16 protein-coding genes and 2 pseudogenes are annotated in these 25,833 nt (G+C 53.7%); 14 read left to right on the forward strand and 4 right to left on the reverse strand.

The window, feature by feature from the left end:
* Positions 1-75: 75 nt before the first annotated feature.
* Complete coding sequence (gene pepD / locus FE839_RS22685; protein ID WP_138363016.1) at positions 76-1,533, reverse strand: cytosol nonspecific dipeptidase; 1,458 nt, start codon at positions 1,531-1,533, stop codon at positions 76-78.
* Between the two features lie 257 nt (positions 1,534-1,790).
* On the opposite strand from pepD, the gene gpt reads away from it, so the two are divergent.
* The 3 genes from gpt to crl all read left to right on the forward strand — a co-directional run bounded on the left by gpt (position 1,791) and on the right by crl (position 4,055).
* Positions 1,791-2,249: a xanthine phosphoribosyltransferase gene (gene gpt, locus FE839_RS22690; RefSeq protein WP_138363017.1), complete on the forward strand. Its 459-nt coding sequence runs from the start codon at positions 1,791-1,793 to the stop codon at positions 2,247-2,249.
* Between the two features lie 105 nt (positions 2,250-2,354).
* Positions 2,355-3,599, forward strand: a complete 1,245-nt coding sequence (gene frsA, locus FE839_RS22695) for an esterase FrsA (protein ID WP_138363018.1) — start codon at positions 2,355-2,357, stop codon at positions 3,597-3,599.
* Positions 3,600-3,656: 57 nt separating this feature from the next.
* A complete protein-coding gene (gene crl, locus FE839_RS22700; RefSeq protein WP_138363019.1) occupies positions 3,657-4,055 on the forward strand; it encodes a sigma factor-binding protein Crl in 399 nt (132 codons plus the stop codon).
* 721 nt (positions 4,056-4,776) lie between these two features.
* On the opposite strand, the gene gabD is transcribed toward crl, so the two are convergent.
* The 3 genes from gabD to FE839_RS22715 all read right to left on the reverse strand — a co-directional run bounded on the left by gabD (position 4,777) and on the right by FE839_RS22715 (position 10,030).
* Positions 4,777-6,225: an NADP-dependent succinate-semialdehyde dehydrogenase gene (gene gabD, locus FE839_RS22705; RefSeq protein ID WP_138363020.1), complete on the reverse strand. Its 1,449-nt coding sequence runs from the start codon at positions 6,223-6,225 to the stop codon at positions 4,777-4,779.
* Between the two features lie 413 nt (positions 6,226-6,638).
* Positions 6,639-8,729 (reverse strand): ferrioxamine B receptor FoxA, encoded by a 2,091-nt coding sequence (foxA, locus tag FE839_RS22710; protein WP_138363021.1) that lies wholly within the window; start codon positions 8,727-8,729, stop codon positions 6,639-6,641.
* 308 nt (positions 8,730-9,037) lie between these two features.
* On the reverse strand, positions 9,038-10,030 hold the full coding sequence (locus FE839_RS22715; RefSeq protein WP_138363022.1) for a helix-turn-helix transcriptional regulator: 993 nt from the start codon (positions 10,028-10,030) through the stop codon (positions 9,038-9,040).
* A 907-nt stretch (positions 10,031-10,937) separates the two neighbouring features.
* On the opposite strand from FE839_RS22715, the gene FE839_RS22720 reads away from it, so the two are divergent.
* From FE839_RS22720 to FE839_RS24725, 11 genes and pseudogenes are all read left to right on the forward strand, one after another.
* Positions 10,938-11,534 carry a helix-turn-helix transcriptional regulator gene (locus FE839_RS22720; protein WP_138363023.1) on the forward strand — a complete coding sequence of 199 codons (597 nt, stop codon included), beginning with the start codon at positions 10,938-10,940 and terminating at the stop codon, positions 11,532-11,534.
* A 344-nt stretch (positions 11,535-11,878) separates the two neighbouring features.
* Positions 11,879-12,391, forward strand: coding sequence for a fimbrial protein (locus tag FE839_RS22725; protein ID WP_138363024.1), 513 nt, complete (start codon positions 11,879-11,881; stop codon positions 12,389-12,391).
* Between the two features lie 57 nt (positions 12,392-12,448).
* The gene (locus FE839_RS22730) at positions 12,449-13,144 is read left to right on the forward strand and encodes a fimbria/pilus periplasmic chaperone (protein WP_138363025.1); all 696 of its coding nucleotides are present in this window, start codon (positions 12,449-12,451) and stop codon (positions 13,142-13,144) included.
* A 65-nt stretch (positions 13,145-13,209) separates the two neighbouring features.
* Entirely contained in the window at positions 13,210-15,789 is a 2,580-nt protein-coding gene (locus tag FE839_RS22735) for a fimbria/pilus outer membrane usher protein (protein WP_241675667.1), read from the forward strand.
* 20 nt (positions 15,790-15,809) lie between these two features.
* A complete protein-coding gene (locus FE839_RS22740; protein WP_138363026.1) occupies positions 15,810-16,340 on the forward strand; it encodes a fimbrial protein in 531 nt (176 codons plus the stop codon).
* Positions 16,341-16,450: 110 nt separating this feature from the next.
* On the forward strand, positions 16,451-17,206 hold the full coding sequence (locus tag FE839_RS22745) for a hypothetical protein (protein ID WP_138363027.1): 756 nt from the start codon (positions 16,451-16,453) through the stop codon (positions 17,204-17,206).
* Between the two features lie 31 nt (positions 17,207-17,237).
* Positions 17,238-17,451, forward strand: a pseudogene (locus tag FE839_RS24970) (IS66 family transposase); the annotation flags it as partial.
* Between the two features lie 632 nt (positions 17,452-18,083).
* Positions 18,084-18,668, forward strand: coding sequence for a hypothetical protein (locus FE839_RS22755; RefSeq protein WP_138363028.1), 585 nt, complete (start codon positions 18,084-18,086; stop codon positions 18,666-18,668).
* 304 nt (positions 18,669-18,972) lie between these two features.
* The gene (locus FE839_RS22760) at positions 18,973-19,707 is read left to right on the forward strand and encodes a hypothetical protein (protein ID WP_138363029.1); all 735 of its coding nucleotides are present in this window, start codon (positions 18,973-18,975) and stop codon (positions 19,705-19,707) included.
* A 41-nt stretch (positions 19,708-19,748) separates the two neighbouring features.
* Positions 19,749-21,143: pseudogene (locus tag FE839_RS25155) on the forward strand (ESPR-type extended signal peptide-containing protein); the annotation flags it as partial.
* A gap of 111 nt (positions 21,144-21,254) precedes the next feature.
* On the forward strand, positions 21,255-25,833 hold a 4,579-nt coding region (locus FE839_RS24725), incomplete at its 3' end, for a beta strand repeat-containing protein (RefSeq protein WP_241675668.1).

Raw genomic sequence — 25,833 nt, forward strand, 5'->3', positions numbered from 1 at the left:
ATGGAAAAAATGTGGGACGGGAACGGTAGATTCGCGCGGAAGAGATCCGGCGGCGTGTAACCGCCGGATTATCGCTTACTTAGCCGGAATGGCTTTCAGCAGTTCTGTCAGCAGCGTCCAGTACTGACCAACGCTTTCGATATGAACCTGTTCGTCCGGGGAGTGAGGGCCGGTAATGGTTGGGCCGATAGACACCATATCCATCTCCGGATACGGTTTTTTGAACAAGCCGCATTCCAGGCCTGCGTGGATTATCTGGATGTTCGGCGTCTTGTTGAACAGACGCTGATAGGTTTCACGCACCAGATGCATTACCGGAGAGTTGGCATCCGGTTGCCAGCCCGGATAGGCGCCTTTGGCTTCGGTTTTCGCCCCAGCCAGCTTGCCCAGAGAATCCAGCATGCTCACGACATAATCTTTACCGCTATCGATCAACGAACGAATCAGGCAATGAATCTGTACGTTGTCGCTGGTCATCGTGACGACGCCGACGTTCAGAGAGGTTTCTACCACGCCTTTTGCCACGTCAGAGTTACGGATGACGCCGTTCGGCGTCGCATTAAGAAGGCGGACAAAGCTATCGCGGGATTGTGTCGTCAGCGCAGCCTGGTCGTTAGCGACCGGTTCCAGCAGCACCAGCAGATTTTTCTCTTTGGCCGCCAGTTCGTTTTTCAGGACCTGCTGATAATCATTGACCCGTGCTTTCAGGGCCTCTGTTTTATCCGCGGCTACAGCCAGGCTGGCAAAGGCTTCACGTGGGATCGCGTTACGCAGCGTACCACCGTTGAAATCGACCAGACGCAGATCCAGATCCGCAGCATGATCTGCCAGGAAGCGTGCCAGCAGTTTGTTGGCATTACCTAAACCGAGATGAATTTCACCGCCTGAGTGGCCACCCTTCAGGCCTTTTAGCGTCAGCTTAACGCTCTGGAAACCGGCCGGAATGGCCTCGCGGGTCAGCGGCAGATCGGAGGTGAAATCGATCCCTCCCGCACAGCCCATGTAGATTTCACCTTCTTCTTCGGAGTCGGTATTAATCAGAATATCCGCCTGCAACCAGTTAGCCTGCAGACCAAACGCACCATCCATACCGGCTTCTTCCGTCATGGTCAGCAGCACTTCCAGCGGACCGTGAGCCACGTTGTCGTCAGCCAGTACCGCCAGCGCGGACGCCATGCCGATACCGTTATCCGCGCCGAGCGTGGTGCCGCGTGCTTTGACCCATTCACCGTCGATATAGGGTTGAATCGGGTCTTTAGTAAAGTCATGAACAGTATCGTTATTTTTTTGCGGCACCATATCAAGGTGCGCCTGCAGTACGACCGGCTTGCGGTTTTCCATACCGGCAGTGGCGCCTTTACGAAGTAGTATGTTGCCAACCTTGTCGCGTTCCGCGTGTATGCCTTTTTCTTTTGCCCAGCCCATAATGTGCTCAGCAAGCTGTTCTTCGTGGTAGGAAGGGTGGGGAATGGAGCATATTTTGGCAAAAATATCCCATAACGGTTGTGGGGATAATTGAGACAGTTCAGACACGAGTAAGTCTCCTTACAATCATCTGCAAAAGTCATTTGCAGATCGGGGGTTAGCAATTAAATACACTACAAGCTCAGGCTTGCGCGATGCGGTTGAGAATACCACTTTCCGTGTACTCTGGTAGCGTAAACCACGTAAAAAGCGTTGCCGTATCCGCTTAACGCTGGTTTTTAGCGCGTCAGATCTCTATAATCTCGCGCAACCATTTCCCCATCGAACATTATTTAAGCCGTATTACACAGGCTGGGACACTTCACATGAGCGAAAAATACGTCGTCACCTGGGACATGTTGCAGATTCACGCCCGCAAACTGGCAACCCGTCTGCTGCCGGTTGAACAGTGGAAAGGCATTATTGCCGTTAGCCGTGGAGGTCTGGTACCGGGAGCCCTGTTGGCGCGTGAGCTGGGTATTCGTCATGTTGATACCGTTTGCATTTCAAGCTATGACCATGATAACCAGCGTGAACTGAAAGTACTGAAACGTGCAGAAGGCGACGGAGAAGGCTTCATCGTTATTGATGACCTGGTCGATACCGGAGGCACCGCTGTGGCCATCCGTGAAATGTACCCTAAAGCGCATTTTGTTACCATCTTTGCAAAACCGGCGGGTCGTCCTCTGGTTGATGATTATATTGTTGATATTCCACAAGATACCTGGATTGAACAGCCGTGGGATATGGGCGTCGTGTTTGTACCGCCTATTGCAGGCCGTTAATTTTTCAATACATGCTAATGACCACGCCCGGTTTTGCCGGGCGTGGTTTTTTTTACCTTTGTGCAGGTTACAATAGCTTCAGTGGCAACATGATGGAGACTGCGCATGTCCCAGGATAACCTTAGCGAAACGCTGTTTAAACCCCGATTCAAACATCCGGAAACCTCTACGCTGGTACGTCGGTTTAATACAGGGCTGCAGCAGCCTGTCCAGTCCGCGTTGAGCGGTAATAATGTTGATCGCTGGTATCGGTTGATTAACCGCTTGATGTGGATCTGGCGTGGCGTTACGCCACAGGAGATCCTTGATGTGCAGGCGCGTATCGTGATGAGCGATGCGGAACGCACCGATCCGGAGCTTTACGATACGGTGATCGGCTACCGCGGCGGCAACTGGATCTTTGAGTGGTCCAGACAGGCGATGGACTGGCAACAGAAGGCAGGTCAGGAAGAGGATCTCCTGATGAGCGGGCGTCACTGGCTGCATGCGGCAAACCTGTACAGTATTGCCGCCTATCCGCACATTAAAGGCGATGAACTGGCTGAACAGGCGCAGGTGCTGGCATACCGGGCATATGAGGAAGCGGCTCAACGATTGCCGGGCAAGCTGCGCGAGCTGGAATTCTCCATCCCCGGCGGCGCGCCGATCACGGGGTTCTTGCATATGCCTCCTGGCGAGGGGCCTTTCCCGACGGTATTGATGTGCGGTGGGCTTGACGCACTCCAGACGGATTATTACAACCTGTATGAGCACTACTTTGCGCCACTGGGTATTGCCATGCTGACCGTGGATATGCCCTCAATTGGCTTCTCATCAAAATGTAAGCTGACTCAGGATACCAGTATGCTGCATCAGTATGTCCTGCAGCATCTGTCAAATGTCCCCTGGATCGATCATACACGAGTCGCTGCATTTGGTTTCCGCTTTGGGGCGAATATTGCCGTACGGCTGGGCTATCTTGAATCCCGGCGTCTGAAGGCCGTCGCCTGTCTGGGGCCGGTGGTGCATGAGCTGTTGGTTGACCCGCTGCATCAGGGGCGGGTGCCGGAAATGTATCTTGATGTTTTTGCTTCGCGTCTGGGAATGCATGATGCCTCTGACGAGGCGCTGCGTGTGGAACTGAACCGCTATTCGTTAAAGATCCAGGGATTGCTGGGGCGCCGTTGTCCAACCCCGATGCTTTCAGGTTTTTGGAAAGACGATCCGTTTAGTCCGGAAGAAGAGTCGCGTTTAATTACCTCTTCATCGACAGATGGCAAGCTACTGGAGATTCCGTTTAATCCGGTTTATCGTAATTTCGATCACGCTCTGCGGCAGATTGCTCGCTGGATTAGTTATAGATTCAGTTAATATATTGCGAAATTCTATTGATTTGATAACGTCATTGTATCACTAAAGGAGATCGCAATGACGTTACCGAGTGGACACCTGAAGAGTAAGCTGATTAAGAAATTCACGGCTCTTGGCCCTTATATCCGTGAAGAGCAGTGTGAAGATAACCGCTTCTTTTTCGATTGCCTGGCAGTTTGCGTCAATGTTAAACCCGTGCCGGAAAAGCGTGAGTTCTGGGGATGGTGGATGGAAATGGAAGCACAAGCTTCTCGTTTCACTTATAGCTATCAGTTTGGTTTATTTGATAAAGAGGGGAAATGGCGCCCGGTTGCCATCGACGATCCTGAAGTCAGTGAAAAACTCGCAAAGACGCTACGCGATTTTCACGAACGAGCCGAGGCGCTGCTGGCGACATTTAGCCTTAAACTTGAGCCAGCCGACGATTTTAGCGAACCGGTTAAGCTTCGGGCCTAATCTTAATCTGAATTATCAATTTTATCGCCAGTAGATAAATCCACGCCTCAATAGCGTAATGCTGGTCAGTTAAGGGGTGTCAGTTGTGTTTATGGCTGGCAGAGCGGTTCTGTCGATCGGTGGTTTAAACGAAAATCTGATTCGGTTGATTCGCTTACTGAGCTGATACGGGCTGAAATATAAAGGATATAACTTTTTTTATAATTTTCAGCCTCTGAAAAGCCACTGACGAATAACGGACTCACCGCATGGGGGGTGGGCGCATCAAGGAAACCTGGCGAGAACGCAGGCGCGCATCCAGGACTGGCCGCCAGGACGGCGGCCAGAGGGCGGGTCGAGACAGGGACGTCGAGTCCCGCCCGGTCCGCCAGATGAAGCCGGAGTGGAGCGGACCGCGCAGCGGCAGGTTTTCAGCGCCATGCCGGGGGTGCAGGGGGACGGGCGAAACGTCCCCCTGCCCGTTCACACGCTGTGGATATAACGAATATCCGCGTATTTATAGTGAACGGAACAGGCCACTAAGCCAAACCAGGTGAAAACGAAAAATGCCATTTTCGCCAGAACCACCGATAATACGATTGCCACAGGCAAATAAAACAAAAGACAACACCGATGATTTGCTTAAGTGAACGGCATTGCGCCTCAGTAGCGTGGATTTTTTAATTCATACTATAGTTACAACATCCCTATAGTTAAATTATATTATTGCGCATTGAATCTGCTAAATCCCAATACACATGTATTTGATTTCTAAATAATCCTCTATGCCATACTTCGACCCTTCACGGCCCAGTCCGGAGGATTTCACGCCGCCAAAGGGAGCCACTTCGGTAGAAATAATCCCGGTGTTAATACCAATAATGCCGTACTCCAGCGCTTCGCCAACGCGAAAAACGCGGCTCAGATCGCGAGCGTAGAAATAGGCCGCCAGGCCAAACTCGGTGTCGTTCGCCTGATGAATAACGTCGGCCTCATCTTTGAAGCGGAACAGCGGGGCGAGGGGGCCAAAGGTCTCTTCTTTCGCTACTTTCGCGTTGGCGGGAACATTCACCAGAATCGTCGGCTGGAAGAAATTACCGCCCAACGGGTGGGTTTTATCGCCTGTCATTGCCCGTGCGCCTTTGTCAATAGCATCCGCGATATGCTCCTGTACTTTGGCGATCGCTTTCTCGTCAATCAGCGGCCCGATGGTGACGTTCGGCTGCAGGCCATCACCGATTTGCAGTTTACTGACCGCCTGTTGAAGTTTTTCAGCGAAGCGATCGTAGACACCATCCTGGACGTACAGGCGATTGGCGCAGACGCAGGTCTGTCCTGCGTTACGAAACTTGGAGGCCATCGCGCCTTCCACGGCTTTATCTAAATCAGCGTCGTCGAAAACGATAAACGGCGCGTTGCCGCCCAGCTCCAGCGATACTTTCTTGATATCTTTCGCGCACTGTTCCATTAGCTGGCGACCAATTTCCGTTGAGCCGGTAAAGGAGAGTTTGCGTACCAGCGGATTGCTGGTAAGTTCATTGCCGATTGCGCTGGCAGACCCCGTGACCACGTTAAATACGCCCTCCGGGAGCCCGGCGCGATTAGCCAGCTCCGCCAGCGCCAGCGCGGAGAACGGCGTCTGGCTGGCGGGTTTGAGGACCATGGTGCAGCCTGCGGCCAGCGCCGGGCCTGCTTTGCGGGTGATCATCGCCGAGGGAAAATTCCACGGCGTGATGGCGGCAGTCACGCCAATCGGCTGTTTAATCACCAACAGGCGCTTATCTGCCTGATGACCGGGGATCGTGTCGCCATAGACGCGTTTACCCTCTTCGGCAAACCACTCAAGAAAAGAGGCGGCGTAGCTGATTTCGCCTTTTGCTTCCGCCAGCGGTTTCCCCTGTTCCAGGGTCATTAGCCGCGCCAAATCGTCCTGATGCTCCATCATTAAATCGAACCAGCGGCGCAGGAGAGTGGCGCGCGCTTTGGCGGTAAGCGCGCGCCAGGCCGGCAACGCACGACTGGCCGCGTCGATAGCTTCGCGGGTTTCTTCTGCGCCCATTTTGGGTACGTTGCCCAGCAATTGGCCGTTTGCGGGGTTAGTCACCGCGAGTGTTTCGCCATTGCTGGCATCGCGCCAGCGTCCGTTAATCAATGCCTGTTGGCGAAAAAGGGTGGAATCGTTAAGTTGCATGGTTGCGTCCTGTCTCAATGTTGATACCCGTCAGACTTCAGGTTGCGGGTGTATGGGTTACGCGTGTTTGCCCGAATCACTTACTTACGTAAATGATTCAGGATTCTCTCGCTTGCCGCGCGATTCGGCCATGTCTGTAATTTATGGATGTACCCGGCAAACGCTGCGGCATCAAACACCAGTCTCTGTTTAGTGTAGACGAATGCGGTTCAGGGAGGCGGGTGCGGCGCTGGCTGATATGATCATAACGGTTAATTATTTAGGGTTATTTGAGCGGTGAAGCATTAAGGAGAGTACCGGAGTCATGATGAAAGCTGGCCGTGCGCAATTTGACGATAACACCCCGGAAAACCCATAAAGTAGAAGATTAACCCGTTACCCGGAGCAAAAGGCTCCGGGGACTTTTAACAGTATCAGAACCTCCAGGAGACGCTGCCGACGATGCTGCGTTCCGCGCCAAAGTAGCAATAAGAGAGCGAGTTACAGGCGGCAATATAGCGCTTATCGGTCAGATTGTTCACGTTCAACTGGGCGCTGAGACCATTGATTCCCACTTTAGACAGATCATAACCGATGGTCATATCCACTAGCGTATAGGATGGCAGGGTATGCGTATTCAGGCGATCGCTGACAATACCGTTGACGTAACGCACACCGGAACCGAGCGTCAGGCCATCCAGAGGACCGTTTTTCACATCGTAGTTCAGCCAGGCGCTGGCCTGATTACGCGGGGCATAAACGGCCCGTTTGCCCTGTTCTTCCGGGCTGCTTTTTTTATAGCGGATATCGGTGTAGGTATACGCCGCCTGCAGGCGGAAACTGTCCGTAAGCTGGCTGATCGCTTCCAGTTCCACGCCTTTTGACTCAATCTCGCCAATTGAACGGTAAGGGTCGGTCGGCTCTTCTTTGGTGGCGATATTGGTCTGATTGATGCGGAATACTGAGGCGCTGAACTGGCTGTTCAGTCCCTCCGGTTCATACTTTACCCCGGCTTCCCACTGTTTGCCTTTCATCGGGTCCAGCACGTTGCCGTTTTCATCGGCGAAGCTGGTGGGCGTAAAGGCCGTAGAGTAGCTAACATACGGCGCAAAACCGTTATCAAACAGATACAGCAGCGCGACGCGAGAGCTGAAGTTATTCTTATCCAGATCGCTGCGTGAATTATTGAATTTATCGATATTTGAAACACTTACCTGGTCGTAACGTCCGCCCAGGGTGAAGCGCCAGCGGTTCCAGGACATCTGATCCTGCAGATAGTAGCCCGTCTGACGTAGCTTATGTTTTTCGCGGCTGTACAGGGTAATGTTATCCGGCTGCGCGCCGTAGTGTGGATTAAAGGCGTCAATCGCCGGGAATGAACCGTAGTAGCCGGTGATATTGTTGCTACGATTCTGGTAATCAATCCCCACCAATAGTCGATGGTTAACGGCCCCGGTATCAATGCTGCCATCAAGCTGGTTATCAAGCGTAATAGCGTTCATCTTTTCGTCTGAGCCGGAATAACCGCGATTCAGCTCGGTTTCGTTCAACCAGCCAGCGGCGTAGACCTGATTCAGTTTGACGTTGGTATGCAGATAGCGCAGTTTCTGTCGTACTGACCAGCCGTTATCAAACAGGTGTTCGAAATGGTAGCCGACCATATTTTCGCGACGGTCATACTTATCGTAATCATCTTCACCCTCGAAGAAAGTCTTCGCGATTTTCTTGCCATAATGCGGAACCACGGTGCCTTCATAAGGGAGTCCTGAGTGGCTACCGCCCTCCGGATCGCGATGCAGATAAGCCATTAAATCAAGGCGTGTCCTATCGGTGATGCGCCAGGTCAGACTCGGCATAATCGCATAGCGTTGCTCTTTCAACGTATCGAACTGGGAATCCGCGTAGCGGGTCATCCCGCTTAACCGTCCAGCGACCCGGTCGTTATCGTCCAGTGCGCCAGTGACATCAAATGCCGCGCCGCGCTGATTGTTATTACCGGCGAAGAGTTTGATTTCACCACCGGGATCGAATGCGGGTTTACGCGAGGTGAGGGCGACGATGCCGCCCGGTGAAGAACGACCATACAGGACCGAGGCCGGGCCGCGAACGACTTCGATATTTTCCAGAAACCAGGGATCGACCACCAGAGAACTGTGCGAGTTGGTATCGCCCATCATCTTCAGACCGTCGAGATAGACATTATCCAGGCTGCCATCGGAAAATCCACGCAGGACGATGTAGTCGAAACGGTTTGACGCACCAATCTGGTTACTATAAACCCCAGGGGTATAGCTAACCGCCTGGCGGACGTTGACGGCTCCCTGCTCTTCAAACTGCTGGCGAGTGATAATGGACACTGACTGTGGGGTTTCCAGATCCGGCGTGGCAATTTTGGTGGCGCCGCTTTGCATCTGTGGAGTAACCACGATGGTTTCGTTTTGTGTTGTTTCCTGAGCCAGCAGCGGGAAGGCGACGCTGCTGGTCACCCATCCTGTCAGTAGCGCCAGACGCGTTTTCGCAAACATGAGCATCTCCAAAGGTGTTTCTAATTGTTAATAAGAATTATTACCTTTTTGATGTCTTATCTCGCTATGCAGAATGCCAGGATGTGTATGCACGCTGCCAAAGCGTCGATCTATTTTTCGCGAAAATGAAAAAAATGTATTAACGAGGTTGATGACAAACCTGTATTAGGCATGACGCTCGTATTTCTGTCGGGTGGAGGCTACCGTCTGGCCCGGCTTACAACCTCAGCGGTATTATTTTGCACAGGCCCGCGCAAGCGACGCGCCGCCGGGAAATTGCACAACAGCGCCCGTTGTCAGCAATCTGATTAGCCCGATTTTTGCACGTTGCAGGGGGAGATGCCGTAGCGCCGACGAAAGGCGGTGGAGAAGTTGGTCGCGTGCTGGTAGCCGGACATCCAGGCCGCCTGCTGCACGCTATAGCCTTCAAGCAAATAGCGTCTCGCCCGCGCCAGGCGGCAGTCACGCAGATAATCGAAGACCGAACAGCCATAAGCGTCGCGAAACTTGCTGCGCAGGCTACTGGAGCTCATCGCCGCTCTCTGAGCCAGTTCACCGAGGGTATAGTTATTTTCCGGGAATTGCTCCAGCAGGCGGCGAACTCTCTCCAGTCGTTGTTGCTCGCCGCTTGCCCGGACAACCTGCCTGGTGCTTTCATCCTGACACACGCTCAGACCATGACCGAACAATTGCAGGATAAGGCCTTCCAGCATCAATTGCCGGGACACTCGCCCGAGCGCGCGTTGTTGCGCGAACTGTAATCCGTCCAGCAGGAAGTTCGGTACCTGCCAGATAAGCGTTGGCGTCTGGCATCTTTCCCATTCGTGCATTAATGAATCAAGCAGACCATTGCGCCATGTGCCATCCGGGTAGAGGCCCAGGGATAGCGTGCGTAATCTGCTGTCCACATCGTGGCGGGCGTACATCGCCTGCTGTTCGCTAAGCCGGGACGTAAAAGCCATTCCGGCGCATACGAGATACTGCTTGCCGTTCAGGCTCAGGCTGACGCAACCTTCCATCACCACCAGCATATACAGGGGGCTGCTATGACGAGACGTTGTCTCATAAGGTTGTAACACATGAACATCGGAATGCGTCACACACATGCCGCAAGGTAGCCTCATCTCTTCCACTTCGCCCAGCAGTACAGGAATAGCGTGCGGCGACTCCTGCGTTTTCATCAGCCCGGGAAAATGGTAGTCGATACCGTACCGTTCACCAAAATCCATAAACTCACGGACGGAGAATGTTTTTCTCAGCGCCGGGTGGGCGGGTTCATCCTGCGTCGTCGTCTTGTTCATGCGGTTTTCTGCACTGGAGATGGGGTGTCATCGGGTTATGCAACCTTATCATTGCGCGGGCAGTACGACAATAAAGATGAGAATCATTATCATAAGTTGCTTTGCATGACGGCGTGACGGGAGAGCGGTACAAGGACTTTCCACGCGCTTTAAAGGGGCCGCTGTCAGTATTGTTCAGCAATCGCGCGGGTTGTTGTCGATATTAATGCCATTGACGCGGATGCATGCTGGCTAACACGTGGCTATTTTCACCTGCGTTATCGCAAAATAATGCCAGAAGTCGTTAGCCCCTTTTATGACACCGGGAATAGCCAATTGCTGATGTCGCTGATGTCGGAACGGCAAGCTCATGTTGAATCAGTAGTCTACTGAGATTGAAGTATTCGCATTGGGTGCGTGATTAATTCTTTTTGCTAATTTGTTAACTGTATGATCGATAGATAATGAAAATAGTTATTTTAGTTCGTATTTATATTGCCTTTTGCGTAAATGGCACAGCGTTTTGATATTTTTCATGGTTAAAAATTCTAATTTTAATGTTAAATTAAATTATTTAATGCCATTAATAAGTAGTAAAGTGGATAATTATACTGAAATATTTGTTTTTATTGGTTTATATATCTAAATTTTATTATTTTTTACTAAAAAATAAGCATAATGAATCCACTGCGAAGATAATGGCTGAGTAAAATTCTTAATTACCTGATAATTTTCTCATTCATAATCGAATTAAGGACTTAATATTTATTTTTTTATTAGGATTTTTATTCTTTTTTAGTGGAGTGTAAATGGCTAAAAAAAATGTTGTAATAAGCCATTACATCATTATCATATGGGAAATTTCTTAATTTATACGGGAAATGTTTTAGAACTGGGGTTTTAATATGTAATATGATGAGACTTTACTATGCAATATGGAGAAATGCATTGTCTGGGGTGTAATATAAGGTGTGAGATACTCCCCTCAAAAGAATTCAGTTCCACCCAGTGTCTTAATCGGCAAGTTTGTATTTGGCCTGCGGTTAACTTCTTTTTTGAAACAGGACTAAAATCGTTAATCAACTCTGTTGATGTTATTTTTCCTGTTTCCGGGTTTATTTTTGTCGATTTTTCGTGGAGAAGTATCCGTTTCTTTATGGATGAACGATGGATTGACTATCTGGGTTGTGCAGAGATGAAGATCATTTTGCTGTCAGATAGAAAAATGACGCCTCTGGCAGCTTATTACAGCCTGAATGAGCCCAGGGTGTCGGGGGTTATATATCTCTCTGATGATATCAGCAATTTAAAAACAGCATTACGAAAAGTATTCATTGGTCAACCTCTGGTCAGGCAAACTGCAAGGCCCTTAACGAAGAGTGAAAAAGAAATTCTTTATCTGACGCTGAGTAATTATAGCGTGTCGGATATATCGAGAGAATTAGTCGTTGATACGAAAGCTGTATATAACATCAGGCAGAGACTGGAGGGTAAGTTGGGCGTAAAAATAAGGAGATTTTTGTAGCCTTAAAATACAGGCTTGTTTTTTTGCTTCTGTCTGGCCTTTCATTGTTAACTGGTTATGTCGTGGATAAATGTCTGGGGTATAACTTTGGTGTTATTTTATGGCGATTAGGAGAATGGCTGTAGCTTAATATTCTCCGGTGGTGAGCCTGATTGCGGAAAGTGGTCATGGAGGAGCCTGAAAATAATCAGGGTTGACGTTTTCTATCTATCAACGTAACCCTCTTGTTACATGATGGTGACTATTGGGGGATTAATTATGGAATATGCTTCAGGCGAGCCTGAAGTTCAGATAGGCGTGTCGTTGCGCTTATTTTTGTGTAAATCAACAGAGAGTGTCTATTTATGAAAATGAAATTATTGGCTATTGCTGTTCCGGCTCTTTTTATGGCGTCTTCCGTACTGGCTGCTGAAGGTGATGGCAGCACAATTAATTTCACCGGTAATATCGTGGAACAAACCTGCAGCCTGGCTGATATCTCCAAAGACCAGACCGTCATTCTGGGAGACGTGGCGGCCAGCACGTTCACCGGATCTGGTTCCGTCAGCACGGAAGCACCGTTCACGATTACTCTGGAAGATTGTCCTCTGGGCACTAATGACGCGGTCATCTCTTTCACCGGCAATATCGCGGGTTTCGGCAATACGGCGATGTCTACTGACGACATTGATACCACTGGTGTCGGTGTTCAAATCCTGGACGACAGTGTCCCAGTGTCGTTGAGCGGTACAGTCGTTAAAACTCTGACAGAAGGCACCAATGAACTGGAATTCGCCGCCCGTTATGTGGCGATGGGAGAGAAAGTGAAGGCTGGTTCTGCCAACGCCACGGCGAACTTTACTGTGAGCTATCAGTAACAGAAACGTTCCCCTGACTCTGGTCAGGGGAGATCATCAGCCTGCGAGGAGATTTCAATGTCTTTTTTTACCCGAGCCCTGGCTGCGTCAGCTTTACTGGTGGCCTGTTTTCTCTCTGTTACTGTCCACGCCGGGGGGATTGTGCTGGGGGGGACCCGCATTATCTACCCGGCTGGTCAGAAAGAGGCCAGCATTTCCGTGCGTAACACCTCGAGTGCCTCGCGCTTTATGGTGCAGTCCTGGGCTGAAAACCAGCACGGCAACAAAACCTCCGATTTTATTGTCACGCCGCCCCTTTACGTCAGTAATCCCGGCAGCGAGAACACTCTGCGTTTGATGTATGCCGGTCCGACCCTGCCAACCGACCGCGAGTCCCTGTATTACCTGACGTCCAAAGCTATTCCGGCCGTTGATAAAGCGGAAATCAGCGGCAAAAACGTCCTGATGCTGTCTGCATCCACCCGCATCAAGCTGTTTGTCCGCCCGTCTGGCCTGAAGCCCTCTCCGGCAGAAGCGCCGTCGCAACTGAAAGTCAGCCGCAGCGGGGCTCAACTGGTCATCCGCAATCCGACCCCTTACTACATCACCATCACGCAAATAAAAGCCGGGAATAAGGCGGTGAAAAAGACGGTGATGACGCCGCCTTTCGGAACGGCGAGCCTTACCCTGCCTTCAGGCGGCGCCGGAACCCTGAGTTTTCGTACCATTAATGACTTTGGCGGCATCACGGATGAACAAATCCGGCATTTTTAACCGCGCAGCCTTGCGCGTCATGAGGTTGTCATTGCCTGTTTTTCTGTGAATTCAGTGGATAAATAATGTTATTACCAAAAAAAACACCGCTGGCATTTTTATTGTCCGGTCTGTGTACCTCATCTGCCTGCGCTGAACTTTTTTTCCCGCCTGAGATGATTTCTGCAGACGGTGACGGAATTGCTGATTTGTCGCAGTTCCGGGCGGACGGCTCCCAGTTGCCCGGTGTGTATGACGTTGATATTTACCTGAACCAGACCTTTGCCCGACGCCAGTCCGTGCGCTTTGATGCGATAAAACCGGGTGAGACGACCGGTGTCATCCGGGATGACACCGGTCTGGCGCCCTGCCTGAGCCGAAAGTTTCTGGGCAGTGCTGGCGTAAAGGTGGAGATGTTCCCGGCGCTGATGGCGCTCGATGAGGAACAGTGCGTCAACCCGGCTGAATATGTCCCCGGCGCTTTCAGTCAGTTCGATTTTTCCCGACTGCGCCTTGACCTCAGCGTGCCGCAACGGGCAACCCGTAATCGGGCCCGCGGTGATATTGATCCGGAACAGTGGGACGAGGGGATTAACGCCGCGCTGCTCAGTTACCGTTTCAGCGGCACCGACCGTTCCGGCAGTCGCCGCGACAACCGGAGTTATTTTCTTAGTCTGGGCAGCGGGCTGAATCTGGGGGCCTGGCGTCTGCGTGACGACAGGAACTGGAACTACTATGACAGTAATGACGGCAACCGCCATCGCTGGCAGCGTATAAGGACCTACGCGGAGCGGACCGTTGCACCGTTGAGAAGCACCCTGGTACTGGGCGAGAGCACCACCGGGAGTGAGGTATTTGATTCCCTGGGCTTCACGGGCGTGCAGCTTTCCAGCAACGATAATATGTACCCGGAAACCCTCCGTGGGTTTGCACCGATAGTGCGCGGCATGGCGGAAAGCAATGCGGAAGTTAGCATTCGGCAGAATGGATACATCATCTACCGCACCACCATCGCGCCAGGGGCGTTTGAGATAACCGACCTCAGCCCGGTAAACTCCAGCGGTGACCTGGAAGTAAGTATCCGGGAGGCTGGCGGCAGCGTCCGGGTGTTTACGGTGCCGTATACCTCCCTGCCGACGCTGCAGCGTGAAGGACGGATAAAATACAGCCTGACAGCGGGCAACTATCGCGGCAGCAGTGACCATTATGACAAACCGTCATTTGCCCAGGGCACCCTGATATGGGGCCTGCCTCATGATACGACGCTCTACGGCGGCGCGCAGTTCTCATCAGACTATCTGGCGGTACAGTCCGGCGTCGGCGTCAATATGGGGCGAACGGGGGGGGTATCTGTGGATATCACCCACGCAGACAGCACCTTGGCTGACGGCAGCGGGCATCAGGGGCAGTCTCTGCGCTTTCTGTATGCCTTCGGCTTTAACCCGACGGGCACCACCTTCCGTCTGACCGGTTACCGCTACTCCACCCGGGGATTCCACACTCTGGATGAGACGGCGCTGAAGACGATGTCCGGCCGTTTGTATGATCATACGGGACTGGATAATGACGGTAACCCGGTGACAGACACCCGTTCGGACTATTACAACCTGAACAACAGCAAACGTGCGCGTATTGAGGCGGATATCTCGCAGTCTCTGGGGGATTACGGTTCAGTCTGGCTGACCGGGATGCGCCAGACCTACTGGAACACCTCTGCTGGCAACGCGTCACTGCGCATCGGTTACAGTAACAGCCTCGGACCGGTGAACTACTCGCTGAACTACGGCCTCACCCGTTACAAAAACGACAACGCCCCGTCTTATACGGACCGCAGTATCAGCCTTTCTCTGTCGGTGCCGTTTGACAGGCTGCTGGGCAGGCAATCTGCAAACCCGGTGTACGCCACGTTCAGCAGTCGTCGTGACAGCAACAATCAGGTCAGTCAGCAGTCTGGGCTGAGCGGCAAGTTTTTGAGGGACGGTAATCTGGACTGGAACGTCTCGCAGGGATATTCCCGGAGCCAGGGAACCAGCGGCAACGTCAGCCTGAATTACCGGGGGATCTACGGTAACGGGAACCTGGGCTACAGCCACAGCCGTGACTGGCGGCAGATCAGTTATGGTCTGGCCGGGGGCGCCCTGCTGCACCGTAACGGGCTGACCATTGGCCAGCCTTTGGGGGACACCACTGTCCTGATCGCCACGCCGGGCGTCCCGAATGTTGGGGTGAAAAATGAGCCGGGCGTCTTCACCGACTGGCGGGGATACACCATCAAGCCTTATGCGTCGGCGTACCGGGAAAACCGGATACAGGTGGATACCGAATCACTGGATGAGCATACGGATGTGGATAACAGCGTCGCCCGGATTGTGCCGACAAAGGGCGCGGTGGTGCGGGCAGAGTTTAAGGCCCGTCGGGGCTACCGCGTACTGATGACGATGACCCACAACGGAAAACCGTTACCGTTCGGGACGATGGTCACGGCCGGCGAGAGCAGCGGAATCGTGGCAGACGGCGGTCAGGTGTATCTGTCGGGGCTGGAAGAGAAAGGTGAAGTGACGGTTCGCTGGGGCGACGGTGCCGGGCAGCAGTGCCGCGCTGAGTATCAGCTGACTGAAGCGGACAGGGCGAATGCGGTTATCCGGACCAGTGGCGTCTGCCGGTGAGAGAAGGGAGGACAGACAGAATGATGATGAATATCGCTGCACACATGGCGTCAGTGATGACAGCAGGCCTGCTGGTCAGTCTGATATCACAGACTGACGCGGTGGCCGCCGATCCCACTCAGATAGTCGCCTTCACAGGAATGGTGGTCAATAAGACTTGTACGTTTGATGATGTGACATCAACGGTGGTGCTGGATGACATTGGCACGCGTGAGTTCACGGATACGGCGGTGAAGAAACTGAAGGATGTGCCGGTGAGTATTACCTGTGGGGCGGGGGTGACGTCGGTAAAGATAGTGCCATCAGGGACGCCGGACGAGCAGAACGACACCCTGTTCAGCAACACGGGTGACTCCACGGGGGTGGCGCTGCGTCTGCAGGATCTGTCGGGCACAACGATGCTGCCATCCGGCAGCACGAATGTCAGTGTGATCCCGTCTTCGGGCAAGGGCAGTTACACGTTCAGGGTCGGGTATGTGGCGACAGCGCCGGGTACGGTGACCGGGGGGCGTTTTTTGTCCCAGGTGACGTTGAATTTTAACTATAACTGAGTGCCGGACAGTGCAGTCAGTGCCGGGGGGCAGGATGAAGCGCTCTCTGCCTTATGAATAAACAAATGATATAAAGGCTTCCCGTGAACCGTATTTTACTAATGTGTCTAATGAGTACACCGCATTACGCTCTCGCTGATATGGCGTGCAGTAAGCTTGTTCTGAGTGGCGTCTCAGAGGCTTACGCGACATACACTGATACTGATACTCCTTGGCTGAACTTGCGCGATACGGCTTATCTGCGGGCGGTTGTCTATGATAACTCATCATCTGCAGTGCCTGCGGATGCCTGGCGCATCGCAGCTGACTCAAAAATTTGTACAAGTGAAACGACGAACCTGCGATGTGCGCATATTACAGGAAGTGCATTTTTTGACGATCAGCATCATCATTTAACCTATACCCGCAGCAATAACCTGCAGCCAGGAGGATCTGCTGAACAAACGGCTCATCTGCGTCTGCAGTTTGATGAGAGCAGGCAGGTACCGTCTAACCCGCCTTATCGTATATTAATAGAAGACTCCTATTCACATGTTTTCTCGGTCTCCCTTGGTGATATACCTTCGATGGAAATCACAACCGCAACCTGGAACACCGGGGTTAACTACATGTTTCCGGCCATTAGCGCAGGCGAAACAACGGAAGCACAACTGATTCCTCCGCCTTCCGGGGGGAGCGGCACGCTGCGGCGGGTATCTGATGCGGCGACGAGCGGTATGACTGTACGTTTCAACGATGCCGGGGAAGAGCCAGAGCGTCTGACTATCCAGCAGGGGCAATCCACATCGATATCCATGGTGGCGGCGCCGGACGCAGAACCGGGTGCATACAGCCGGGTGTATGATGCCACGCTGAACTGCCCCTGAGTCCTTCTCTGGTGGCCGCTGCAAGCTTACTGTTCGCACTCCGTCAGCTCTGACGGAGGAAGCGCTGAGACGGAATGCAAAACGGTACGCTATCCAGGCGGATGTCAGGGGAATGCTAACAGAGCAACGGCGTGCTGAACGTCAGCGGAAAACGAAACCGCCGCTGAATCCCGGAAAGCTGGCTGCGTGAAAAGATGAAAACCCAGCCCCGTCACTCGGGGTTGATGAAGGCGTTCACGGATGCCTGATATTTCCTGAAACAGTACAGAGAGTGATTGGGATTCGGTATGCCGGAATCGTATGTTTTTTGGCGTTCGCACATTTAATCTGTGGGTTGCAATATAGTAAGCACCTCTAAAACGAGACATAAAATTCTGATTTTTTCCTCTGTAACTCTTTTCTTTTTCTTATATAATTCCCATCAATACAACGTTAGTTCGGAAAATTAAAACGCAATGAATATTATCAATGTAAGGTTTTCCTTGAGTTCAATGCTTGTTAAACGAAATTGAAAAATGCGTGTTTGTTCTGGTGCTTCGTATAACTTTGTGTGATTAATCTATGTGTCTTGCGGTTTCTTGTTGTTTTCAGATTAATAATCTGAAGTTTCAATGCAATCAACAGCAAGGGGCTGGGGAAATGATTATATTTATTGTACGGTTTATTGGGTTCGGTTAATTTGGAAATTATTCTTTTGATCGATAATAACGATCGATCAACATCAAACAATAGAACGCAGCTATTAATATTTTGATTTCGATCGTTTTAAACGATTGTCAATTTTTCTTGCGCATGGTTAATAATCTACGGGTTAAATACAGGGGATGTTTTCAGGAAAATATATTGTGCGGTTATAATAATTAATCGCGAGCAGACCATGAATAAAATACACGTAATATCTGATAATCGTTTTTTCCTTGCTGGTATAACCGCTCAGACGCCTACCGATTACGTGCGTTTATACACATATTCACCAGATGAAATAAGTTCTGATTTTTATCCTGAGAGAGAGGATATTGTTGTTCTGAATATTTTAGATATCCATGAACGCGAGACGATAGCCTGCCAGCCCGGATTGAGCAATACCTGTTGCCGGGTCATCATTCTGTTGAGTATGTATAAACCAAAAAATGAAAGATATTTAAATAGTTATCAAAGACCTTTCCCTTGGTTGATCCCTATCAATATCAGGCCAGATGAGTTCTGGTTATACCTGATGAAGGCGAATGACAGTCCTCTTTTGCAAAAGTCTTTTAAGAGAGTCGAGCAGATTCTTTTCAGCTATCTGGGTAAGGGGATTTCTTTACCGCAACTGGTAAAGACGCCCAGCATTGGCTTTACAGAAAATTTGGTTTATTCATTAAAACGAAAAATAGTTCGCGGGCAGCAACTCGCAGGCCACCATGCTATAACCGTTATGGCATGCAGGGACATCATATCAATGAGTCAAATATATGAATAGACATCCATTCGCTGATTAAAAATCTGAACTGTAGATGTACCGTGTACTTTTTTAATATATACCATGAATAATTCGAGTTGCAGGAAGGCGGCAACTAAATGCATTCCCGGGAGCGTACAAACGGTATGTGACCGAAGTAAGTGCAGGCAGCCAGCAAAGATGCAGCTTGGAGGGGGAGGTTATAAAAGCATGGGGTGCATATCGGATTACATTTCCCACAATAATAAGAACCATTCAGAAGTTATGAGTGGTGGTTTTTATGTTTAATGGGTTTTTTGTTTTTCTATTTTAAGTTAAAAATATTATGAGAAAGTTAATTGATATCTTTTCTGTGAAAAAAAGCTTAACCATTCTCCTGCTTTTTATATGTGCTAAAAGCGTTTTTGCCATTGCTGAAAGCATTTCAATAAAGCCATCTCAGGCTATTCTTTCGGCAAGGGAAACTTCAGAGGCTACTTTCCAGAAAGCCATTAATGATCATTTGTCCGGTCGGCACAGTGACGCCCGGAAAAAATATGATGCTTTGAATGGCGGTATGCTGGCAAGTGTCATCGTTTTACCCTCAGCGGTTAATCTGGCCGCTCTGGAACGCTACGACGAGGCTCGTAGCGCATTTACTTTATTACGCCAAAACGGCAACGGGCGTGAGCGGGATTATGGCCTGCTCTGGGATTTATGGTTAACCGCCAGAACATGGCAGGGAGGAACAACAGCACTGCAAAAAACACTGGCTGATAAGGTCGCTAATTATAAGTGGTTTTCGGCATATGAGTCGGCCATTGCTGATATTTACACCGGGAAAGGTGATGAAAAGTCCGTGTTTCAGCTAATCGATAGTATTGCTTTCAGCCATGCAGAGGAGAAGGCGGATGCCGTCACTCAGGCGGTATTTTTTGTCGGCGGCTATTACCAGTATGTAATACACCAACCGCAGAATGCTCAGAAGTTATATCACGACTATGCATCACATCTGAATAAAAATTCTCTTGAGCGAATTCTGGTTCTGAAAGAGCAGGCGTCTCTACGCGTATCTCAATAAGCAATAAACCCGTCTTTTATTAAAAAGACCAGGAGGGAACAATGAATACAGTATATCGTTTAGTCTGGAACGCGAGCCTGGGTCTATGGGTCGCGGTCAGTGAGCTGGCGAAAGCCAAAGGTAAAGGTAAGTCCGGTTTAAGAAGAGCGAGGGGCATGCTATCCGTAGGTCTGCTGGGCGTTACCCTGGCAGGGATCCCTCAGGCGGCGGATGCATGGCTGGTGACGAACCCTACTAACCCAGGAGTATTGCCAGCCTCGGATGGCGGAATATCAACTAATATTGCACTTGGTGAAGGCGCAAGCGCAACGCATCCCTCCGGGTATGCTACAGCCGTTGGCTATCAAAGCTCTGCTACTGCACCATATGCGATTGCTATTGGGAGAAAGGCTACAGCGAGTCAAACGTATGCTACGGCTATTGGGGACAGAGCTGAAGCGAGTGGCTACACCTCTGTTGCCATCGGGCTTCTCAGCAAGGCAGGTACTACTGTGCGTGGGTATTCGGTAGCTATTGGGCAGAGAGCTGAAGCGATATCCGACTTATCTGCCGCTATTGGTGCATCAGCTGCAGCGAATGCAGACTATGCGACTGCTATTGGATGGCTTGCGGGAGCGAGCGGCAGTAGTGCGACGGCTATTGGTGCGGGGGCTGAAGCGAGCGCCATAAACGCTACTGCAGTCGGACCCAACAGCAGGGCAACTGATAGTAGTGCGATTGCTATTGGGCTGGGATCTTGGGCGAGTGCCGCAAACTCTACTGCCATCGGGGTTTACAGCCATGCAGATAGTAATTCTACAGCAGTCGGGTTTGATAGCCGGGCAGATAATGAGAATGCGACGGCTATTGGGAGGGGAGCTGAAGCAAACGCCATAGACTCTATAGCCGTCGGGGTGAGCAGTAGGGCTAATGATGAGAAGGCTACTGCAATCGGTGGGGGAGCTGAAGCGAGTGCAGCAAACTCCACAGCAGTCGGGGTTTACAGCAAGGCAGAATATGAGAATGCGACTGCCGTCGGGATTTACAGTAAGGCAAGTAATGAGAAGGCTACTGCTATTGGCGCAGCAGCTGAAGCGACCGCCATACACGCTACTGCCGTCGGGTTTAGCAGCAAGGCAGATGATGAGGATGCGACTGCCGTCGGGATGCACAGTAAGGCAAGTAATGAGAAGGCGACGGCTATTGGCGCAGTAGCTGAAGCGACTGGCTTACACGCTACAGCCATCGGGGTTTATAGCAAGGCATATGATGAAGGTACGACAGCTATTGGGGTAACAGCAGAAGCGACAGGCTTAAAATCTACTGCCGTTGGGGGGTATAGTCAGGCAAGTGGTGAGGGGGGAGCTGCTATTGGGGTGGGTGCTCAAGCAACAGGCTTAAAATCTACTGCCATCGGGGTTGAGAGCAGAGCAACCCATGATAATGCTGTTGCCCTGGGAGGCGATTCAGTTACAGAGGCAGCTGTTGCCACGATTAGTACCACAATTAATGGTATCCAGTACACCTTTGCCGGGACGAACCCGACCAGTACGGTCAGCGTGGGGGATGTGGACAAAGAACGCACCATTACCAACGTGGCGGCGGGGCGCCTGTCGGCGACCAGCACCGACGCGGTGAACGGCTCGCAGCTGCATTCCACCAACCAGAGCATTGACGTGCTGGCCGGCACCCCGCTGAGCTTTGCCGGCAACAGCGGTACGGTGAGCAAAAAGCTGGGTGAGACGCTGACCATCAGGGGCGATAAAAGCACGGCGGGAAGCTACTCGGCCGCCAACCTGAACACGGAGGTGGACGCGCACGGCGACCTGGTGGTGCAGATGGCGGACAACCCGGAATTCACTTCGGCGATCATCGGCGGCGGCACCACCCTGGACGGCAGCGGGCTGACGATCAGCGGCGGGCCGGCGATCACCACCGCAGGGGTTAACGCGGGCGACCAGAAAGTCACTCACGTGGCGGCCGGGGAGCTGAGCAGCACCAGCACCGACGCGGTGAACGGCTCCCAGCTGCACGCCACCAACCAGAATGTGACGACCAACACCACGAATATCGCGCAGAACACCACGGACATCGCGAACCTGGCGACCACCCCGCTGAGCTTTGCCGGCAACAGCGGCACGGTGAGCAAAAAGCTGGGTGAGACGCTGACCATCAGGGGCGATAAAAGCACGGCGGGGAGCTACTCGGCCGGCAACCTGAACACGGAGGTGGATCAGAACGGCGACCTGGTGGTGCAGATGGCGGACAGCCCGGAATTCGCCTCGGCGATCATCGGCGGCGGCACCACCCTGGACGGCAGCGGGCTGACGATCAGCGGCGGGCCGGCGATCACCACCGCAGGGGTTAACGCGGGCGACCTCAAAGTCACCCACGTGGCCGCGGGCGAGCTGAGCGGCACCAGCACCGACGCGGTGAACGGCTCCCAGCTGCACGCCACCAACCAGAATGTGGCGACCAACACCACGAATATCGCGCAGAACACCACGGACATCGCGAACCTGGCCGGCACCCCGCTGAACTTTGCCGGCAACAGCGGCACGGTGAGCAAAAATCTGGGTGAGACGCTGACCATCAGGGGCGATAAAAGCACGGCGGGAAGCTACTCGGCCGGCAACCTGAACACGGAGGTGGATCAGAACGGCGACCTGGTGGTGCAGATGGCGGACAGCCCGGAATTCGCCTCGGCGATCATCGGCGGCGGCACCACCCTGGACGGCAGCGGGCTGACGATCAGCGGCGGGCCGGCGATCACCACCGCAGGGGTTAACGCGGGCGACCTCAAAATCACCCACGTGGCGGCGGGGGAGCTGAGCGGCACCAGCACCGACGCGGTGAACGGCTCCCAGCTGCACGCCACCAACCAGAATGTGGCGACCAACACCACGAATATCGCGCAGAACACCACGGACATCGCGAACCTGGCGACCACCCCGCTGAGCTTTGCCGGCAACAGCGGTACGGTGAGCAAAAAGCTGGGTGAGATGCTGACCATCAGGGGCGATAAAAGCACGGCGGGAAGCTACTCGGCCGGCAACCTGAACACGGAGGTGGATCAGAACGGCGACCTGGTGGTGCAGATGGCGGACAGCCCGGAATTCGCCTCGGCGATCATCGGCGGCGGCACCACCCTGGACGGCAGCGGGCTGACGATCAGCGGCGGGCCGGCGATCACCACCGCAGGGGTTAACGCGGGCGACCAGAAAGTCACTCATGTGGCGGCGGGGGAGCTGAGCGGCACCAGCACCGACGCGGTGAACGGCTCCCAGCTGCACGCCACCAACCAGAATGTGACGACCAACACCACGAATATCGCGCAGAACACGCAGAACATCAGCGCACTGGGCGATTCGGTGGAGAACGTCTATACCGGCGGCACGAAGTACTTCCATGCCAATTCAACGGGGACTGACTCGCAGGCGCTGGGGCTGGACTCTGTTGCAATCGGGACGGGCGCGGTGGCGAACAACGCCGGGGATATCGCGCTGGGCGCGGGCTCACTGACGGAAGCGGCGGTGGGCACCTCAGGGGTGACGCTGCGCGGCACCGACTACGCGTTTGCGGGGGCGAACCCGGCGAGCACGCTGAGCGTGGGCAGTGAAGGGGCGGAACGCACCATCACTCACGTCGCAGCAGGTCGTCTGTCAGAGACCAGCACCGACGCGGTGAACGGCTCGCAGCTGTACGCCACCAACACGGCGGTGGAGAACCTGAACGCCGGCGTCGGCGGGCTGCAGAACGATGCCCTGCTGTGGGATGAGACACAGGGAGCCTTCTCGGCCAGTCATGGCGACAGTGCGGTGAACAAAATCACTCACGTGGCGGCGGGGGAGCTGAGCAGCACCAGCACCGACGCGGTGAACGGCTCGCAGTTGTACGCCACCAACCAGAATGTGACGACCAACACCACGAATATCGCGCAGAACACCACAAATATCACGCAGAACACCACGGACATCGCGAACCTGGCCGGCACCCCGCTGAACTTTGCCGGCAACAGCGGCACGGTGAGCAAAAAGCTGGGTGAGACGCTGACCATCAGGGGCGATAAAAGCACGGCGGGAAGCTACTCGGCCGTCAACCTGAACACGGAGGTGGATGCGCACGGCGACCTGGTGGTGCAGATGGCGGACAGCCCGGAATTCGCCTCGGCGATCATCGGCGGCACCACCACCCTGGACGGCAGCGGGCTGACGATCAGCGGCGGGCCGGCGATCACCACCGCAGGGGTTAACGCGGGCGACCAGAAAGTCACCCACGTGGGGGCGGGGGAGCTGAGCAGCACCAGCACCGACGCGGTGAACGGCTCCCAGTTGCATGCCACCAACCAGAATGTGACGACCAACACCACGAATATCGCGCAGAACACCACGGACATCGCGAACCTGGCGACCACCCCGCTGAGCTTTGCCGGCAACAGCGGCACGGTGAGCAAAAAGCTGGGTGAGACGCTGACCATCAGGGGCGATAAAAGCACGGCGGGAAGCTACTCGGCCGGCAACCTGAACACGGAGGTGGATCAGAACGGCGACCTGGTGGTGCAGATGGCGGACAACCCGGAATTCGCCTCGGCGATCATCGGCGGCGGCACCACCCTGGACGGCAGCGGGCTGACGATCAGCGGCGGGCCGGCGATCACCACCGCAGGGGTTAACGCGGGCGACCAGAAAGTCACTCACGTGGCGGCCGGGGAGCTGAACGGCACCAGCACCGACGCGGTGAACGGCTCCCAGCTGCACGCCACCAATACGGCGGTGGAGAACCTGAACGCCGGCGTCGGCGGGCTGCAGAACGATGCCCTGCTGTGGGATGCAGATAAAGGGGCCTTCTCGGCGAGCCACGGCGATACGGCGGTGAACAAAATCACCCACGTGGCGGCGGGGGAGCTGAGCGGCACCAGCACCGACGCGGTGAACGGCTCCCAGCTGCACGCCACCAACCAGAATGTGGCGACCAACACCACGAATATCGCGCAGAACACCACGGACATCGCGAACCTGGCGACCACCCCGCTGAGCTTTGCCGGCAACAGCGGTACGGTGAGCAAAAAGCTGGGTGAGATGCTGACCATCAGGGGCGATAAAAGCACGGCGGGGAGCTACTCGGCCGCCAACCTGAACACAGAGGTGGATCAGAACGGCGACCTGGTGGTGCAGATGGCGGACAACCCGGAATTCGCCTCGGCGATCATCGGCACCACCACCGCCCTGGACGGCAGCGGGCTGACGATCAGCGGCGGGCCGGCGATCACCACCGCAGGGGTTAACGCGGGCGACCTGAAAGTCACCCACGTGGCGGCGGGGGAGCTGAGCGGCACCAGCACCGACGCGGTGAACGGCTCGCAGTTGTACGCCACCAACCAGAATGTGACGACCAACACCACGAATATCGCGCAGAACACCACAAATATCACGCAGAACACCACGGACATCGCGAACCTGGCCGGCACCCCGCTGAACTTTGCCGGCAACAGCGGCACGGTGAGCAAAAAGCTGGGTGAGACGCTGACCATCAGGGGCGATAAAAGCACGGCGGGAAGCTACTCGGCCGTCAACCTGAACACGGAGGTGGATGCGCACGGCGACCTGGTGGTGCAGATGGCGGACAGCCCGGAATTCACTTCGGCGATCATCGGCGGCACCACCACCCTGGACGGCAGCGGGCTGACGATCAGCGGCGGGCCGGCGATCACCACCGCAGGGGTTAACGCGGGCGACCAGAAAGTCACCCACGTGGGGGCGGGGGAGCTGAGCAGCACCAGCACCGACGCGGTGAACGGCTCCCAGCTGCACGCCACCAACCAGAATGTGACGACCAACACCACGAATATCGCGCAGAACACGCAGAACATCAGCGCACTGGGCGATTCGGTGGAGAACGTCTATACCGGCGGCACGAAGTACTTCCATGCCAATTCAACGGGGACTGACTCGCAGGCGCTGGGGCTGGACTCTGTTGCAATCGGGACGGGCGCGGTGGCGAACAACGCCGGGGATATCGCGCTGGGCGCGGGCTCACTGACGGAAGCGGCGGTGGGCACCTCAGGGGTGACGCTGCGCGGCACCGACTACGCGTTTGCGGGGGCGAACCCGGCGAGCACGCTGAGCGTGGGCAGTGAAGGGGCGGAAC

This window comes from Klebsiella indica (genome assembly GCF_005860775.1).
Lineage (GTDB): Bacteria > Pseudomonadota > Gammaproteobacteria > Enterobacterales > Enterobacteriaceae > Klebsiella > Klebsiella indica.